General features: G+C 50.9%; 10 protein-coding genes and 1 tRNA gene. 7 read left to right on the forward strand and 4 right to left on the reverse strand.

The features are described 5' to 3' along the window. The first annotated feature begins 408 nt into the window (after positions 1–408). The gene (locus C4F51_RS14925; RefSeq protein ID WP_193911131.1) at positions 409–3291 is read left to right on the forward strand and encodes a TonB-dependent receptor; all 2883 of its coding nucleotides are present in this window, start codon (positions 409–411) and stop codon (positions 3289–3291) included. A gap of 82 nt (positions 3292–3373) precedes the next feature. Here the strand turns inward: C4F51_RS14925 and C4F51_RS14930 are convergent, their stop codons facing one another. The 3 genes from C4F51_RS14930 to C4F51_RS14940 form a co-directional block, all read right to left on the reverse strand. Further along, positions 3374–4384, reverse strand: coding sequence for a LacI family DNA-binding transcriptional regulator (locus tag C4F51_RS14930; protein WP_193911133.1), 1011 nt, complete (start codon positions 4382–4384; stop codon positions 3374–3376). 33 nt (positions 4385–4417) lie between these two features. Further along, entirely contained in the window at positions 4418–5752 is a 1335-nt protein-coding gene (locus C4F51_RS14935) for an MFS transporter (RefSeq protein WP_193911135.1), read from the reverse strand. Positions 5753–5844: 92 nt separating this feature from the next. Beyond that, positions 5845–8232, reverse strand: coding sequence for a glycoside hydrolase family 2 protein (locus tag C4F51_RS14940; protein WP_235992347.1), 2388 nt, complete (start codon positions 8230–8232; stop codon positions 5845–5847). 446 nt (positions 8233–8678) lie between these two features. Between C4F51_RS14940 and ogt the strand changes: the two genes are divergently transcribed. Together ogt and C4F51_RS14950 are read left to right on the forward strand one after the other, a co-directional pair. After that, positions 8679–9233, forward strand: a complete 555-nt coding sequence (gene ogt, locus C4F51_RS14945) for a methylated-DNA--[protein]-cysteine S-methyltransferase (protein WP_193912624.1) — start codon at positions 8679–8681, stop codon at positions 9231–9233. 220 nt (positions 9234–9453) lie between these two features. After that, positions 9454–9529 (forward strand) — tRNA-Asn (locus C4F51_RS14950). A gap of 60 nt (positions 9530–9589) precedes the next feature. Here the strand turns inward: C4F51_RS14950 and C4F51_RS14955 are convergent. Further along, positions 9590–9823: a hypothetical protein gene (locus C4F51_RS14955; RefSeq protein WP_193911137.1), complete on the reverse strand. Its 234-nt coding sequence runs from the start codon at positions 9821–9823 to the stop codon at positions 9590–9592. Positions 9824–9952: 129 nt separating this feature from the next. Between C4F51_RS14955 and C4F51_RS14960 the strand changes: the two genes are divergently transcribed. The 4 genes from C4F51_RS14960 to C4F51_RS14975 all read left to right on the forward strand — a co-directional run bounded on the left by C4F51_RS14960 (position 9953) and on the right by C4F51_RS14975 (position 16891). Next, positions 9953–12187, forward strand: coding sequence for a TonB-dependent receptor (locus C4F51_RS14960; protein ID WP_193911138.1), 2235 nt, complete (start codon positions 9953–9955; stop codon positions 12185–12187). Positions 12188–12468: 281 nt separating this feature from the next. Continuing rightward, positions 12469–13890 (forward strand): PepSY-associated TM helix domain-containing protein, encoded by a 1422-nt coding sequence (locus C4F51_RS14965; protein ID WP_193911140.1) that lies wholly within the window; start codon positions 12469–12471, stop codon positions 13888–13890. A gap of 498 nt (positions 13891–14388) precedes the next feature. Continuing rightward, entirely contained in the window at positions 14389–14868 is a 480-nt protein-coding gene (locus tag C4F51_RS14970) for a hypothetical protein (protein ID WP_193911142.1), read from the forward strand. Between the two features lie 61 nt (positions 14869–14929). Further along, a complete protein-coding gene (locus tag C4F51_RS14975; protein ID WP_193911144.1) occupies positions 14930–16891 on the forward strand; it encodes an AAA family ATPase in 1962 nt (653 codons plus the stop codon). The last annotated feature ends 1033 nt before the right edge of the window (positions 16892–17924 follow it).

The following is a 17924-nucleotide window of genomic DNA, read 5'->3' on the forward strand; positions in this document are numbered from 1 at the left end:
GTGAACACACTTACCAGCCCCTTCCAATACCAAATGCCCCCTTAAAACACCCCCGAAGAAGCGCCAATTGACAGCTATTTACAGGCCGGGCTTATCCGGTTATATTAAGGTAAACGTTTACCAAACTATTTGCATTACTCAATAAAAACACCCCTATATAAAGAGAAAAATCAGCAGTAAACGGTTTCCTTCCAGTAGTTTTTAACGCTTGAGCCGCAGGGCAACCGGCTCCGGTGTGTTACCCCCTGAATGACACGGAGACGATTGATAAAGGCGCGCACGAATGTATTGCAGCTCGTGGCGCAGAAAAAACGGGGATTTATAAAAACGAGTTAACGTCCAGGTAAAACGGGCGATACCAGCCCGAGTTTCCAATAAAACGATAATACCAATAAGAGGAAGTAGCATATGTTCAAGCTAAATGCGTTGTCGGCAGCCGTTCTGGTTTCTGTCGGTACGTTGAGTATTTCGGATGTCTACGCGCAGGAAAATCTCCCCATTGAAGAGGTCGTGGTTCAAGGCATTCGTGCCAGCCTCAACCAGGCAAGAGACCTCAAACGTGAATCTGCGGTCATCCAGGACAGCATCGTCGCAGAAGATATTGGCAAGTTCCCCGATCAAAACGTTGCCGAATCGCTGCAACGTATTACCGGTGTCACCATCTCCCGGATTAACGGCGAAGGCTCCCAGATCAGCGTGCGCAGCTTCGGCCCTCAGTTCAACATTGTAAAACTCAATAGCCGGACACTGGCGACCACTACCGGTGAACGCAGCTTCGATTTCCAGGTGCTGCCATCCGAGTTAATCGGCGGCGCCGATGTGATCAAATCACCCACCGCAGATTTATCCGCAGGCAGTATCGGCGCTTACGTGAATGTTACGACGCCTCGTCCCTTGCAGGATGTCGGCTTCCATGCCGTAGCGTCAGCAAAGCTTAATTACCATGATCTTGCTGAAGAAATTAACCCGGAGTTCAGCGGCCTGATCAGCAACACGTTTGCCGACGATACGGTCGGCGTTCTGCTCGGTGCCACCTTCAAGGAATCGGACGGGCGCATTGACAACTACCGCACCAGCCACTGGAACCAGTACTCGAATGACGGCAGCGGCTTCGGCTTACCCATGGGAGAGAATACGCTGGGAGAAGATGGTCAACCGACCCGGCTGGAAGGCAGTCGCGGCCCGGGCCGAACGATCTTCAACATGATTAATGAGAACCGCAAACGCACTGGCGCCATGGCAGTGGTGCAGTGGCAACCGAACAGTAATTTTCTGACCACGGTAGATGTGTTGCACACCAAACTGGAGCGCGAATTCCTCGGCTCGGGCTTGCAGGTTCCCAACCAGACGCTGGGCCGCTACACCCGAGCGGTGGTGAGCGATTCGGGCACTTTGCTTGAAGCGACAATTGCCAATACGGATCTGGAAATGAACGTGGCATACGGTCTTCAGGAATCCACCACCAATGCATTCGGTATTAACAGCGTGTTCACCGAAGGCAACCTGACACTGGAGTTTGATGCGTCATTTTCGAAAGCCGACAGTGATTTTGAAGGCGACGACACCTCGGCTTTGCACTACACACTGTTCGATAACAACGGTGCAATCCAACCGGGTGAAATTATTCTGGATTACCGTACCGACATTCCCACCATGACGACCACGGGCGCGCTGGAAGTGACCGACATGTCCAAAGTACGAGCCGCCTGGCAGCGTTACTCTGCGCAGGAAATTGAAGATGAAGTTAGCGAATTCAAACTGGATGCGCTCTACCAGATCGACACCGGTATTCTGCAATCGGTAAAAGCGGGCGTCGCCTACGAAGATCGCAACATTTCCTTCCAGCGGTTTGGTACCGAGTTTGATCCTGTGAGCGGTGGCGAAACCTGGAACGGCGCCGGTATGTGGATCGGCGACGGCAGCACCTGGGGAACTGACCCAAGCCTGGGAGTACTACCCAGCAGTGTGCTCTCGATGAGCGACAGCAACTTTATGGATGGTATATCGGGTAATTTCCCTCGTCAGTGGGTGCAGGTAGCCGACCATAAAGCCTATCGACAAGCAACGCAGAAATATCTGGAAGAGCGCGTCGCCAACGGAGACAGCTACCGCGCAGACATCGTTAACGCCGGTTGGGATACGGTTTATCTGGGGCCAGGCGGCAGCTATACCAATGAAGAAGAAACCGTATCGGCCTATGCCATGGTGAATCTGCAAGGTGACCTGGGCGATTTTGCATGGTCCGGTAATGTAGGCGCGCGCTACCTGTCCATTACCAACAACGCTATCGGCACCGCATCAACTATCGACCTTTTGCGACTCAACGAAGAATCTTCAAACTTGCCGGAACAGGTCGACAACACCGCGACCACCTCGCCACAAGCGATGGAAGTTGAAACCACGGAAGACCATTTCCTGCCGAGCCTCAACCTGAAACTTGATCTGGGCAACGGCCACTACCTGCGAACCGCGGCGGCCAAAACAATCACGCGTCCGGCCTTGAGTGATTCGGGTGTAAACGTACAGGAATCAGCTGGCGTAGACAGCCCCACCGTGGCGATCAGCGGTGGCAACCCCTACCTGAAATCCTACGAGGTTATCCAGTTTGACTTGTCTTATGAATATTACGCCGACGATGACAGCAGTTACTCGGTCAGCTATTTCTACAAGGATATTGATAACTTTATTTCTACCATCAACACCGTAGCCCCCTGGAATGGCCCCATTGACCCGCAGCTGGCAGCAGCCTACGCACTGACAGGCCAAACGGTCACCTTCAACTCGACCAGAAAAGAGAACCGCGCAGGCGGTGTGGTTCAGGGTATTGAGCTGGGCGCCCTGCACTATTTCAGTTATCTGCCGGGTTTCTGGGATGGCTTCGGACTACAAGCGAACTACACCTTTGCCGACAGTGAAGACAAGGACGCGACTCCGATTAACCAACCCCTGGTGCCAGAACCGGGTGCAGGGCTGGAAGGTTTTGCCAGACACTCCTACAACCTGGTGGCCTTCTACGATAAAAATAATTTCCAAACTCGCCTGGCATACAACTGGCGCGATAACTTCCTGAGCAGCCGCAGTGGCGATGGGCTTCAACCGGAATACACCGAGGATTATGGTCAGCTCGATCTGAGTATGTCTTACGACTTTACCGAGAGCCTGACCGGATCCCTCGAAGTGATCAATCTGACCAATGAAACCCGGCTGATGTATCTCGGCCAACGGGATCGTGTCAGCCTGGTTGAAATGTCAGGCACCCGCTTCCAGGTGGGGCTGCGCGCTACGTTTTAACGATCACGCACAGAAAAAGCTCTCTTGAGGCTCTTCGGAGCCTCTTTTTATTGCTGCCGGGTTTGCCGGACTGACAGACAGCTTATGACTTACTGATATCCCTCACCGAATCGCGCTCTACCAGCGTTGGCAAAAACAGATGGGTATTGCTAATGGGTTCCTGTGGCGTCTTGCTCAAAGTTATCGCCAGATTAGCCGCATACTCGGCCATTTCTTCGATGGGATAAGCCATGGTCGTAAGATGAGGACGACAGGCCTTACTGATATAGAGATCATCAAAGCCCACCACAGAAACATCGTCAGGCACCCGCAGGCCAGCATCCTGCAACGCGTTCATGGCACCTATCGCCATAAGATCGTTGTAAGCAATAAGCGCCGTAAACTTCGCACCACTGGCCAGCAATCGGGAAACGGCTTCTGCACCACCCTCCATATTGGCTGTGGATTCCACAACATTGGCCGGGTCCAACTTCAGACCCGCCGCGTCGAGCACTTCAACAACGCCTTTCAGGCGCAACTGGGGATCATGGTTCCGGTACACGCTGGTGACCACGGCAAAGCTGGTGTGGCCGCGACTGATGAGATATTCGGCCACTTGTCTGCCACCGGAGAGGTTATCGAGCCAGACACAACGACTCGCCAGCGCGGGTATGTAGCGATTAATCAGCACCAGCCCGGGAATATTTTCTGCCAGTTTTTTGATGGTTTTTTCATCCGAATATTCACTGTGCAAAATAATCGCGTTGCAGCTGTGCTCACGCAGTGATTCGATGGCATCCAGCTCGGTTTTGGTTTCGTACAGCGAGTTGCTCATCAATAACTTCAAGCCCTTTTTGCGTGCCGCCTTTTCCGCGCCGGACGCAAGGCAACCAAAAAAAGTCATTGAGAGTTTCGGCGTTACCACACCGATGGTATTGCTGCTGTTATTGACCAGCGCCCGGGCATTTACATTGGGTCGGTAACCCAGTTCTTCGATAACTTTTTTGACCCGATGGCGACAAGCTTCGCCAACCTGACCGCCATTGTGTACCACTCTGGACACTGTTGCCGTTGATACACCGGCCACCCGAGCTACATCTTTTATCGTTACCATTTGCTTACCCTATAATCGACACAGTTGTCGCATTCACACCTGTAACTCTACGTTCCTGTGACTCGAATAACGCGCCAAAGCCAATAGCCCCAGCACACTGAACCCGACGGTTCCTGCGGACAGAATCACTCGCATGGCGAAGAGAGTGTCCTCAGGTTGATTGCCGGCCAGTTGCGACTCAAAACCTATGAGGTTAAGGCACAGCCCACTGCCCAAAAACACGATAACGCTGGCCAATATAATCACCCAGCTTTGCACCGACGCATAAACACCGGTTTTGCTGTGCTGACCGGCCGCCGCCGAACTGCGATCCGCTATCATCGAGGGTACCAGTACCACCATCGCCGTCCAGACTGCGCTGCACAATGCCGCATCCAACAGTAACAACCACTCGGCCCCCGGTACATAAATGAACCATTTGGCCAGCCCGCCCACCGCATTGAGCCCCAGAATCAAGCGCAATGCCTGCACCTTGCCTACCCGGTATGACAAATGCGTCACCACTGGCACATAGGCCATGCCACCCACGGCATAGGCGGTAGAAAGTACCCCTTTCCACACCGAGCCTTGCTGAATATCGCCACCGTTGACGTAATACACCAGCAAGTAGTAATCCATCATAGCCACACAGGCAGCGCCGCCCATCTGGATAAGAATGATGGCCATGAGAATACGCATGTTACGATCTTCAAATACCGCACCCATGCTTTGAAGAAAAGGCAAATGGGCATCCATCAAATGACGTGGCCCTGCGGCTTCACGCACCAGTAGCGCAGGCAACAACCCCAACAAAGCAAACACGCCGATACCAATGCCCCACCCGACGAATTTAATACCGGCCAGCACGCCACCAAAGAATGCCAGTTGCGCCAGCGGGAATGCCCACTGGTAGGTTAGCGATCCGGCCTTCAGAAAATACGCGGTGAAGCCCATCAGGGAGGTACGCTGGTGGTAGCCTCCGGCAAGTTCATAAGTGAAGCTGCGCAAACTCACGCTGTACACCACACCGGCAAGATAGAAACAGGATGCGGTTACCGTGAAGTAGCTGATTTGAGCAAAGCTCGACCAGTGTTGCGGCACCATCCACACCAGACCGTAACTGAAACATAATGCCAGAGCGCTTCCCGCAATGAACGGCCTGCGCCGCCCCCAACGACTATGCATGTTGTCGGAAACATGTCCTGCCACTGGCCCCAACACCCCGGCCAGCAGTAAAGGCAGCGTCATGGCCAACCCTAAAAGAAAGGGGTCAACGCCTAACGTCATTTGATAGTAAGGCACAGCCAGAATATGAATGCCCTGCGCCGCATAAAATTGCGCGAGAAAGCCGAAGCCAAGGGCGAACTTGCCAACCGTGTTCAATGACATTGTAAAAAACTGCCCCTATTCGCTGATAATCCGTGTGGTAATTTGATGAGTGGCGGCGAGGCGGGTGACCATCATCAAACCGTCGCCACCGGTCATTGGGAGAGGTGCAACCCGGCCTCCTTAACGCCCTTCGCCGACGCGGTCACCCGAATAGATTCCAGGTTGTGACCAACCCGAATCAAGGCCGCCGCAATACCATCTTCAGTAACAACCCTGGCAGGCGATACCAATTCGGCATCGCCGCTCACTTCGAAGAGAACCCACTCACCATTAACGCGACTATTATGGTTTTTGTCATCCTGTAATTGTGCGTAAACAAAAACTACATCGTTCACACCCGCTTGCGGTGCCAGCGCCGACTCGTCCAGCCACATCACCATCGCTGCTGGCTCGCCCGGGGTCGCCACACGGTGGCTGGCCACCGTGTGGCCGTTAACCAATGCACGCGCTTCCAATATGCCCGGCTTGAATGCTGTCAGATGGAACTCAAAGGGTGGGTGCGCCAGGTTGCTGTAGTTTCCACTATGTATGCCCTCAGCTACTTTTTCGCCGTTGAGGTATAAGTCCACGGAATCTGCATTACTGTAAACCTTGAAGTTCAGCGAAGAATCCGCTGTCCAATGACTGGCGATATGAGCCATATATCCGCCGGCCTGTTGGGTAGCGTCACGCTGACTTTGGTAAAAGTAGTAACTGAACTTGGGCAGCCGATCAATGCTCATAATGCCGGATGCTTCAAGATCATCGGCATAACCGCGGTTGTAATCAAACATCACCCAGTAACCATCCGCGAACGCCGGCACATTGAAATTGTCGTTATGGGCTTCGGCCACGTTGGCGGCCTGTTGCTGCAAACGCTTTTCGCCATCGCTCAGCAATTGCCGACTGGAGCGATCCGCCTGCTGAAGATCCTGCCAATCGTCCTGATTCAGCCCGGCGTTCATCGCGTAGTATTCCCAATCCCCATACTCGGAAACGACATAAGGCTTGCCACGGGTTGGCTGCTCATGATCCGAGCGGTGTTGGCGCGCCTGCAAAAAAATGTCGTAACGGTAATCCATCCACCCCGCCGAATAGGTGTGCTCACCGGGGAATTCTTCATGCACCGCGGCATGCAGCCGGTCTATCAGGGATTCGCTCATCGCGGATTCATTCAGGGAGCACTCCCAGGCCAGCACCGAGGGGCGGTTGCGGTCGCGGCGGATCATATCGCGGCAGGTGTTTACCACATGATCTTCAAACGCCCGGGTTTCACCCACATACTGCCAGCCGAGTATTGCATCCACCAGCACCAGCCCCAACTCATCCGCCGCGGCCATAAAGGTGTTGGAGTGCGGGTAATGCGACAAGCGGACATAGTCGAAGCCGGCCGCCTTGATCTTCTCCGCATCCCGATACTGGGCAGCATCCGATAATGCATAGCCAATGTAAGGGTATTCCTGATGGCGGTTCACCCCTCGCAGAAAGGTTTTTTCACCATTGATGTAAAGATCTTGCCCCACCAGTTCAAAGCGGCGGATACCGATGGAAGTCATTTCAAGATCCCACACCTCATCATCCACCAGCACTTCGGTTTTTAATTGGTACAAGTTCGGGCTGTCGGGTGACCACAGCTTTGGCAAACTCACATCAAGCGTTTGCGACAGGGTCAATTCACGCTGCCCCAGGGCGTTAACCAGCGTTTCTGTGCTGCCAACTGTTTTATCACCGTCGATAAGCGTCTGGCGTATTTTTACGGTCGGGGCATTACCATCATTCACCAGATGCGTCTGCACCCATACCTGCGCAGCCTCGCGGGTCACCTTCGGATAGCGCACAAAAATACCACCGGAAGCCACCTTATCGGCGGCTACCGCATCGGTAATGTGCAGCGGATTTTCCACACGTAACCACACGTTGCGGTAAATACCACCGTAGGTATTAAAATCCAGAATATCGAGTGGCTTGGGGCCGGTAATGGGGTTGTCGCGATTATCCAAACGCACATACAGCCTGTTCTCACCCGCTTTATCCAGCTTGCCGGTAAGATCCACAGAAAAAGGTAAATAGCCGCCCAGGTTGTGCGCTACCTTTTCGCCGTTCAGCCACACCTCGGTTTCATTCATGGCGGCTTCAAAATCCAGAATGACTTTTTTGCCATCCCATTCACTACGGTACGCCATGGACTTGCTATACCAGGCATCGCCCTGCCACTGATCATTGACAATTTTCGGCTCGACCCTGGCGGTGTGCGGCAAAGACACCGATTCCCAGGCATCAATAGCTTGTGCCTGCTGAAAATCGAGTTTCTTGTCAGAGCGCGCAAATTGCCAGTCGGTGTTGAACTTCACCGGTGCCTGATAACGGCCAGTGGCCGATACGGACAAAATTTCTTTTCCAGCCAGGTTTTCCGGGGGACTTGAGCAACCGCTCGTTAACATGGCAATCAATGTACAAAAACCCAGCGTACAGAGGCTTAAACCGGCTTTTAACCTGCGCATATTTTTTACCATTTATCCTTTATTAATTATTGGTGCCTAGCGTCGCGATGTGGCTACGGCTGCTGCGAGGAAAATTGACTACTGGGCTGACGCGGGGAAAAATGCAGCAAGGTAAACGTTTTCCTTCGGTAAAAATACTCGATTTATAACAGAAGGTAAAGCCGCTTACTCAACCGCACCGCAGCCCGTATTCATACCTCCTGCCACGGCAGCAGCATTACCAAAACGGCGGGGCATACCGCCAGCGTCACGGTTAAAAGAGGCGCCGCCAACGCAGACCTGCTCATCCTTTTTACAGCCCATGTTTTATTGGCTTCCGGTAAGATTGAGCGAGCCACCTTATTGAGCACGCCAGGATAATCCGGCTTGCTACGGCAACGAATTCACGTCACGCTTCGTTGCGTAACACTCTTCTGTTTAGCCTGTATAAAACCGAGCCACCCGTGATGCCTGAATTACATTTTTTTATCGAACGCGAACCCAGCCCTGTGGGTGAAATGCTGATTGTGACTGACGAGCAGGATCAGTTGCGTGCACTTGACTGGCACGATTATGAAGAGCGTTTTTTATTGCTGGTGCGCCGCCAGTACCCCGGCCATCACATAGAATTTCATGAGGCCACGCAACGCTCTACGGCAACACCGGCATTGCAGGCTTATTTTAAGGGCGACCTCAATGCGGTTGACCAATTGATTACCGCGACTGGCGGTACCGAATTTCAACGTGAAGTGTGGCAAGCGTTACGCGAGATCCCGGCAGGGGAAACGCTCAGTTACGGTGAGTTATCGCAGCGCATCGGCCGCCCCAAAGCGGTACGCGCCGTCGGCATGGCCAATGGCGCAAACCCCATCAGTATCGTGGTGCCTTGCCATCGGGTGATCGGTGCCAATCGCTCGCTCACCGGTTACGGAGGTGGGCTGGATAGAAAGCGCTGGTTGTTGCAACATGAGCAAACGCTGTCGCCGACAATTCCACAAAGCGGACGCTTGCCGGGGTTTTGACAGGAGTGGTTGATCACCACCACGGATGCCGTCCTATACCGGGTCGTGTTTAAAGCAACCGTTAACCTGACACGCCGCCCGACCTGACCCGCGACAACCGCATGACCGGCGCTCTGCGCGCGCATTAAAATCAACGGGTTAGCGCAAAAACAGTAAAAACGTTTTCGGGGTTGCTTTCATTTTTGAATAACAGTATTATGCGCGCCTTCGGAAATTCCGATCCGCCTTAGCTCAGTCGGTAGAGCAAATGACTGTTAATCATTGGGTCGCTGGTTCGAGTCCAGCAGGCGGAGCCAAATACAGGAAAGGGGTTGCAAGCAATTGCAGCCCCTTTTTTTTTCTGCTTTTCCTGCCAGTTATCCCTGACTGATGTGATACAAACGCTGCGCCAGCTCGGTAGAGGTGCGGCTCACGCCTTGCAGTTGATGGGCGTCTTCCGAGTTTTGTTCGGTAATCTGCTGAATGCGGTTGGCCAGCTCATCCAGACTCAAACAATGGTCGCTACGTCCCGGAAGCGCCCGCTGCGATGAATCACCACCGTGCAGATGGTCATGGCAACGCCGGATACCGGTTTTTTTGAACCGGGCCATTCAATTCGGAACAGACAGGGGGCAGTGTGCGGGCGGGCGCGACATTATGTCGCATGGTCAGCAGAGGGGGATCATAGTAATTTTGTGCACTGCAATTTTCAGTGCCTTCTGATCCCCTAAGGATACGCCATGCCACGTTTGCACACGCCAGCATCACACCTCTCTGCCCGATGTGTTACCCGCCCTTTTAAATTGCCCTTTTTACCGGCGGCGCTTTTTCTGGCGTTATTTGGCAACACGGCGTTGGCACAACAACCTGCGGCGAGCGAAGCTGAACCGGTTGAGACAATGATTGTAATCGGGCGTGCTGCGGCCATGGCACTCGACACAGCAGCCCCGGCTGCCAACCGCCTTGGACTGACCCATCGCGAAACCCCGGCAACCCTCGATGTATTAACCCAGGAGCGGATGCAAATTGAAGGGCTGCGCACCTCGGTGGAAGCCCTGAACGCCGCGCCGGGTGTGAACAGCGGCACCCTGCCCGGCTCGGTGGGCGTGTCGTCGATGCGCGGCTTTACCAGTACTGCCATCGCCTATTTGTTTGATGGCGTGCGTGTTACCGGCTCCAACAGCGCCATTCGCAATTTCGATACTTTCAATTTCGAACGGGTAGAAATTCTTAAAGGCCCGGCGTCGGTACTCTATGGCGAAGGCGCATTGGCTGGTGCTATCAACCTGGTGCCCAAGCGCGCGTATTTGAATGAGTGGTCGGGCGCGGCGCTGATCAGCGGCGGCTCTTTCGATACCTTTCGCGCCGGTGTGGGCGGCAATATTCCGCTGAATGACATCATGGCCCTGCGCACCGATGTGAGCATGAGCCAAAGCGATGGCTGGGCCGATGACACCGACAGCAAAACCACCGCCATTACCAACTCACTGTTAATCAAGCCCAGTGAGCGCCTGACGATTAATCTGTTTCTCGATTACTTCAAAGACGAATCCACCACACCGTATTTCGGTTCTACCCTGGTGCCCTTGTCGGCTGCCCGAGATCCGGTGAATCTGGTCAGCAATAACCAGGGGCTGGTGGTAGATCGCGCCACCATTCGCACCAACTACAACGTGGACGACGGCCTGATGGATTCCGAATCCTGGCAATTGCGCAGCCGTGCCAATTATCAATTGGATTCACAGTGGAGCCTGGTGGGTGAAGTCGCCGGTTACACCGCCGATCGCTTGTGGAAAAACGTAGAAGACGTGGCCTTTAATAGCAGCACCGGTTTGTTAAACCGCAGTACCACGCGCATCGCGCACGATCACGATTACTGGTCAGCACGCGGTTGGGCAGCCTTCGACGGCGACATTGCCGGGCGTCGCACCCGTTTTACCCTGGGAGCGGAGTACAGCGATACCTCGTTTGGTACCTCACGACGTTTTGGCACCACCACAGCGGTTGACCGCTTTCATCCGCAACGCGGTTTATTCCCGGCATTAACCGAGGCAAACTTTCCTGGCAGCGGCAGCCGTGTGGAATGGCAAAGCGATTCCACTACCGAAGCGGTTTTTATGGAAGCGGCGCATTACCTGACACAAGGCTGGCAACTGGTTGGTGGTTTACGCTACGAGCGGGTTGATCTGGATCGCGAAACACTGGATTTAAATACCGGTGCCTTGGCCAATTACGGGCAGGATTACGACCCGCTTTCCTGGCGATTGGGCAGCGTGTTTGATGTAACGCCGCGCACGCATTTGTATGCGCAGTTCAGCCACGCGGTGACACCGGTTTCCAGTTTTTTATTTTTAAACAGCACCAACGCTCAGTTTGATTTAAGTTCCGGCGATGCCTTTGAGCTGGGCGTGAAAACCAGTTTCTGGAATGAACGCGCTGATTTAACGGCAGCGGTTTATCACATTACCCAGGACGATATTCTCACCCGCGATCCACTGAATCCGGCGATGACGGTGCAAGGTGGTAGTCAGGAATCTTACGGCGTGGAGTTATCATTCTCGGCTGCCTTTACCGATCAATTCAGAATTGACGCTAACACCGCTTTATTGCATACCGAATTTACCAAACTGCTGGAAGCCGGTGGCGCCAACCGCGAGGGCAATCGCCCATCCAATGTGCCGGAGCAGCTGTTTAACATCAGCGCTTATTACAGTTTGCTGAGTCTGCCAGTGACTTTCGGCACCACGGTGCGTCACAATGGCGACTTTTATACCAACAATGCCAATACGTATCGGGTAGATGGCCATACCTTGTTGGATGCACAAATCAGCTGGCAAACCGCTTACGGGTTATTGACCTTGCGAGGCCGTAATTTAACCGATGAGCTTTACGCGGACTGGTCAGGTTATGGAGCTACCCAGTTGTACCTGGGCGCACCGCGCAGTGTGGATTTGACGATGAGTCATAAATTTTAAAAATATCTGAGAGATCACCCAATGCTTTGCGACTGTGTACTGGCAGTAGGTTATATTCTCCGTATTGTAGATACCAATCAATCTGTACGTTTGCCATTAGGCTTCGTGTTCCAAAAATGCATAAATACATCCCTGTAGCGCCGACGGGTCGTCCATGACCCGACGGTTTTGGAACACGAAGCCTAACGTCAAACTCGCCCGGTGCAGAACTTGAACTTTCTGTAAATCAAACGCGCGGCTTTGCAAATGGTTTCAAATAACAACAAATGACAAATCCAATAATGAAAACAGAAAATACCACCGAGCGACTTCCGTCTTTATACCGTTCCATCTGGCGCTGGCATTTTTATGCCGGGCTGGTGGTTGCGCCGTTTATGCTGATTCTCGCCGTCACCGGTGCTATTTATTTATTCAACGATGAAATTAATGATTTGCTGTATAGCGAACAGCGTTTCGTTAACGAGCAACTGCCCGCAAAACCTGCCAGTGAGCTGATTACCGCCGCGCTGAATTATTATCCCGGCAGTACTGCGACTCGTATTGATATGCCGACAACACCGGAACGCACAGCCACGGTATTTGTCACCCTGGAAAATGGCGAGGCGTGGCGAGTGTATGTTGACCCGGGCACCGCAGAAGCGCTTGGCTCATATGTCTATACAAAAACCCTGGTCGGTTTTGCCGATGTTTTTCACGGCTCGCTGTTGCTGGGCGATGTGGGCGACGCGGTTGTAGAGTTGATGGCCTGCTGGGGGCTGGTGCTGATTGTTACCGGTTTGTATTTATGGTGGCCGCGCAAAGGTTCCGGTTTATTGGGTACCTTGTTGCCGCGTTTTAATGTGCGCGGGCGTAAGGCCTGGCGGGAATGGCACAGCGTAACCGGCTTCTGGACATCTGCCCTGCTGGCCTTTTTGATTATTACCGGCTTACCCTGGGCCACCGTGTGGGGCGGTTTTTTACGGGAAGGAACCGATGCACTGGATATTGGCTACCCCGCCAGCCACCGTATGCACGGCGCAGCGCCAACCGCAGAAACCTTACAACAGGCGCTGGGCGATGCGCCCTGGACATTGGAAAACGAGCCTATGCCCGAATCCCATGTGCATCATTCCGATGCATCGGAGCCTGACCCGCATGCCGATCACCACGGCGGTGGACACGGTGTTTCCAGTGAACATTTGGCCATGGGTATTGGTGTAGACCGCGCTACAGAAATTTTTGCACAACAGGGTTTGAGCAACGATTATCGATTGTTCCTGCCGAAAAATCCGCAAGGCATTTACACCGCTTACACCTACCCGGATCAACCACAAGGCCAGCGCACCATTCACCTGGATCAATACACCGGCAAGGTGCTGGGCGATGTGAGCTTTGCCGATTACGGCTGGGCAGCCCAGGCGATTGAGCTGGGTGTGCAGTTACATATGGGTAATTACTTTGGCCGATTGAATCAGTTGCTTATGTTATTCGCCTGCCTGGGCGCCATTGCACTGTCTATCACCGGGCCAATAATGTGGTGGAAGCGCCGCCCCAAAGGCCAACTCGCCGCCCCCAAACCTCTCGCCCCCATTCAAATGCGCAACATCGCCTGGATAACACTGGGCTTTATGTTGCTATTCCCGCTGGCGGGGATATCGCTGGTGGTTATTCTGATCGGGGAAAAAATGATTGGACTGATCCGCAACATCACCAAACCCTCCTGAACCTCGGGCTAACGCAATCCAAACGAATCAAAAACCGCCTGTTTATACAGTGTATTGAAGCTGCCGCCCAAACCCTGCTCGTATTTCTCCACTTAAATGCACGTTATCATCTTGATTTCCATAAAAACCGCTTTATAGTCAGCAGCTTGCCTGTTTGGATAAGAGTGATAACGAGCAACACCAATCAGGATAACGCGCATGCGCGTTATAAAAATGTTATGGCTTAAAATGATGCAATGGATAGATTTAATAAAATACTCTAGTGTTCAACTGCGAAAACATGACGATCATGGGCGTGCCTTGTGGTTTTGGTTCCGGGTGCCTTCTTGATTTCAAAGGGGGGCGCTTTTTATTGACTGTTTTCCATGTTGCACAAAGATCATCAAAATGGAGCGCCCAGATAAAGTTGGATGATGAAAATCAGAGAACTAAAGTTTTGTTTTTAAATGAATTTAGTTATTTAGCTGATTACCCTAAAGACCAAAAAATGATAAAGATGTGGAGTTCTCTTTCCATCCTGCTCTCCCTGACTTCAAGAGCTTTTATCACAATAGAAACTGGAAGGGTGAGACATTAGAGCTTAAAGAAAGACCTGTGTTTACAGTGGATGATATTGGTGAACCAAACAAAGATACATACTATGGGTTCTCTGGTGATATCAAGCCAACATTAATCCCTGATTTAAACGCTCTTGAAACAACGCAACACATTTATCATGGTTTGAAGTTTGATAGACTAGAAAATGACATGCTGTACTTTAAATTGCCAGAAGAGCATCCAGGACATGAAATGTTTCAAGGCTGTAGTGGTGCCCCCATTATTGGAGAAGACGGAAAGGTTGTAAGTGGTGGTTGTGATAAAACCAACGAAATTTACGGTTTTAATATTCTCAAACGCATAAAAACTTTAGATTTTTTTTCTGAAGTAGCTAGCTATAACAAGGCGCACCAGTCACGGCCTACGGCCGCTGGGACGTAAAACCGCTAACGCATTTTTCTGCTCCTGTGCTTTGCGTTAGCTTCCATATCAAGGATCGAGAATGAAAATAGAATCAGTACGAATTCAGAATTTCCGAACTTTCAAGGACGAAACAATATTCTTTGATGATTACAGTTGTTTCGTTGGACCAAACGGTTCCGGAAAATCCACAGTAATGAATGCACTTAACGTGTTCTTCCGTCAATACAAGGACAGTAAAACTGATTTAAGTAAGCTCTCGATTGACGACTTTCATCATAAAAATGTGAAGGAACCAATTTCAATAACGGTCACATTTAAAGATCTATCTGCTCAAGCTAAACATGATCTTTCTGATTATGTTCGGCAAGAACGTTTAGTTGTCACAGCCAAGGCAGAGTTTGACGAAGGCACGGAAAGAGCAGAGGTGAAGCAATTTGGTAACCGCCTTGGAATGACTGAGTTCAAGGTATGGTTCGAAGCTGAAAAGTCCAAACAATCTGTCTCAGAATTAAAGCAAATTTTCGCAAATTTACAGTCAAAATGGCCGGATATCAAAAAAGCTACCGCAAAAGCCGATATGGCTAATTCACTTAATGATTTTGAATCATCGCACCCTGAGCAATGTAGTTTAATTCCAAGTGAAGATCAGTTCTATGGTGTATCTAAAGGAGCTAACCGACTTGCACCTCACTTGCAATGGGTTTTTGTGTCGGCTTCTAAGGATTTTTCTGAAGAGGCGGAGGAAAGCAAGAACTCAGCTCTTGGACAACTGCTTTCAAGAGCAATTCGGGCTAAAGTTAATTTCTCAGAAAAAGTATCAGGCCTTAGAGATGGTTTAAGGAAAAGCTATCAAACAATGCTGGAAGAGGAGCAGAGTATTCTTTCGGCTATTTCTGAATCGCTGGAAAGTAAGTTAAAGCTGTGGTCAAATCCAAGTGCGACGGCAAAAGTTCTTTGGAAGAATGATGCAGAAAAATCAATAAAGATAGAAGAGCCGCTTGCTCATATTAAAATAGGTGAGAAAGGATTCGAAAGTGAGCTGGCTCGTTTTGGTCATGGCATGCAAAGGTCATATCTTCTGACCCTTTTACAAGAGCTAGCTGATATTGATGATGGAAATGCGCCGACACTCGTGATGGCAATTGAAGAACCTGAGCTATATCAACATCCTCCACAAGCACGTTATTTGTCTGAGGTTTTGCAAGATTTAGCCAATGAAAATTCACAAATAATTGTTTGTTCACATAGTCCGTACTTTATCCCCGGAGATGATTTTCACAACGTTCGTTTGGTGAGGGAGCTAGGTTCTCCATCATGCTCAAATGTTACTTCGCTAACTTATGCTGAACTGGCAAAGGAACTTACCGATGCTGGTGAAAAGGCGGTTAAAGAAACGGGAATGATTGCAAAGCTATACCCTACCTTACGGCCAGAAATCAGCGAAATGTTTTTTAGTCGAAAGCTAATATTGGTTGAAGGTATAGAAGATGTTGCCTATTTAACCTCCTATATTCAGCTTATGGGTAGGCTTTCAGATTTTAGACGTTCTGGTTATCACATTATTCCTGTGGGTGGAAAAAATGAATTGCTAAAGCCTTTGGCTATAGCAAAGTTATTGAAAATTGAAGTATTCGTCGTCTGTGACGCAGATACAGACAAAACGAGAGAAGATGAAATCAATAAGCATAAAAAAGATAATGCGGCAATCTTATACTTGTTAGGTCACGATGTGGCAGAAAACTGGCCTGAGGCAGATATTAGAAAGTCCAATTTGAGAATGTGGAAGACAAATATCACGGATACTGTGGGTCCAGAGTTTGGTGAGGATTGGAAGACGCATGAAGATAAAGCTGCTTTATATTATGGGAATGCAGGTGGATTAAAGAAAAACCCTCTGGCTGTTTCTCGTGCACTGGAATCTGCATGGAATGCAGGCTTAAAATCCACAACGTTACAGGAATTAGTTGTTAGGCTCCTTGCTCCTAAACCACAAGAAGCTAACAAGTCAATGCAGCCGACTGCTGACGCAGCGGCTGATTGAGGCGTTAGGCTCAAGGAAAAATATATTGCAAACTGTATGCAAGCTGTGTCGTCAACCTAAGGCGTTGGTTAATTCTCACAGCATTCCAGACTCTCTCTTTCGGCAAATCTTTAAGGCTGGATCTGGTCAGGCTGTCGTCCTAGTGGGGGACGACGTCACACCCAATGTGTTGTCACAAGATAGTTGGAGTGATTATCTACTTTGTGGAGATTGCGAGCGCTTTCTGAACGAAGCCTACGACGAGTGGGGTCTGCGTCTCCTCCGAGGAAAAATCGGTCAATTGCACCGCTCTGAGAGTGGAGTCACCTTCCACAACCTGGATATTAATCGCTTTAGGAAGTGGATTCTGTCTCTCATGTGGAGAATCTCAATATCCGGTCATAAATCCTACTCAAACGTAAACTTCCCCCGAGAAATAGAAGATCACTTACGAAGTGTCATTCTTAATCAGCTGCCAATGTGTAGATTTGACTACCCAATGGTAATAACTCGGTTGCGCACCCCTCAACCGGTGCCTGGATTTAGTGAGTCGGACACAAGGACTATTCAGGCGGCTCCCTTTGCGAGACAATACCCAGTCGCAAGAAGTGTTTGCTTTGTAATGATCGGATTCTTCGTAGAGGTATTCTTTGAGTCCTTCCCAAAGACATATCGGAAAAAGCCGCAGGTTTTGACAGGTAACAATTCGGCTGTATTTTGCCTTTATCAATCGCCGTTTGACATAAAAGAATTTTCGGAGACTTTGGGCCAGGCATTGGCGAAAGAAAGTGGTGGTCGCAATGGTCCGGCCTAACAATCTGTTCCAGCCTGACGGCTGGTACTGTGCGCCTTTTGCGTTACTCGCTGGTGCTCAAACATTAACACAAAATCGCCCCGCACTAGCCGCAGCTGATCAGGGCGTTATAGCTAGAAAGCAATGAAAAATTTAATTTACATTCAGGTTCATGAGGGTCACTTTAAAATCCGAACCTTCCAAAAAACTCGTGATAGAACAATTACGTGCTCTGGGTTAAGTCATCCTAGGACGCTGGCA

The organism is Cellvibrio polysaccharolyticus (assembly GCF_015182315.1).
In the GTDB taxonomy this organism is placed as follows: Bacteria; Pseudomonadota; Gammaproteobacteria; order Pseudomonadales; family Cellvibrionaceae; genus Cellvibrio; species Cellvibrio polysaccharolyticus.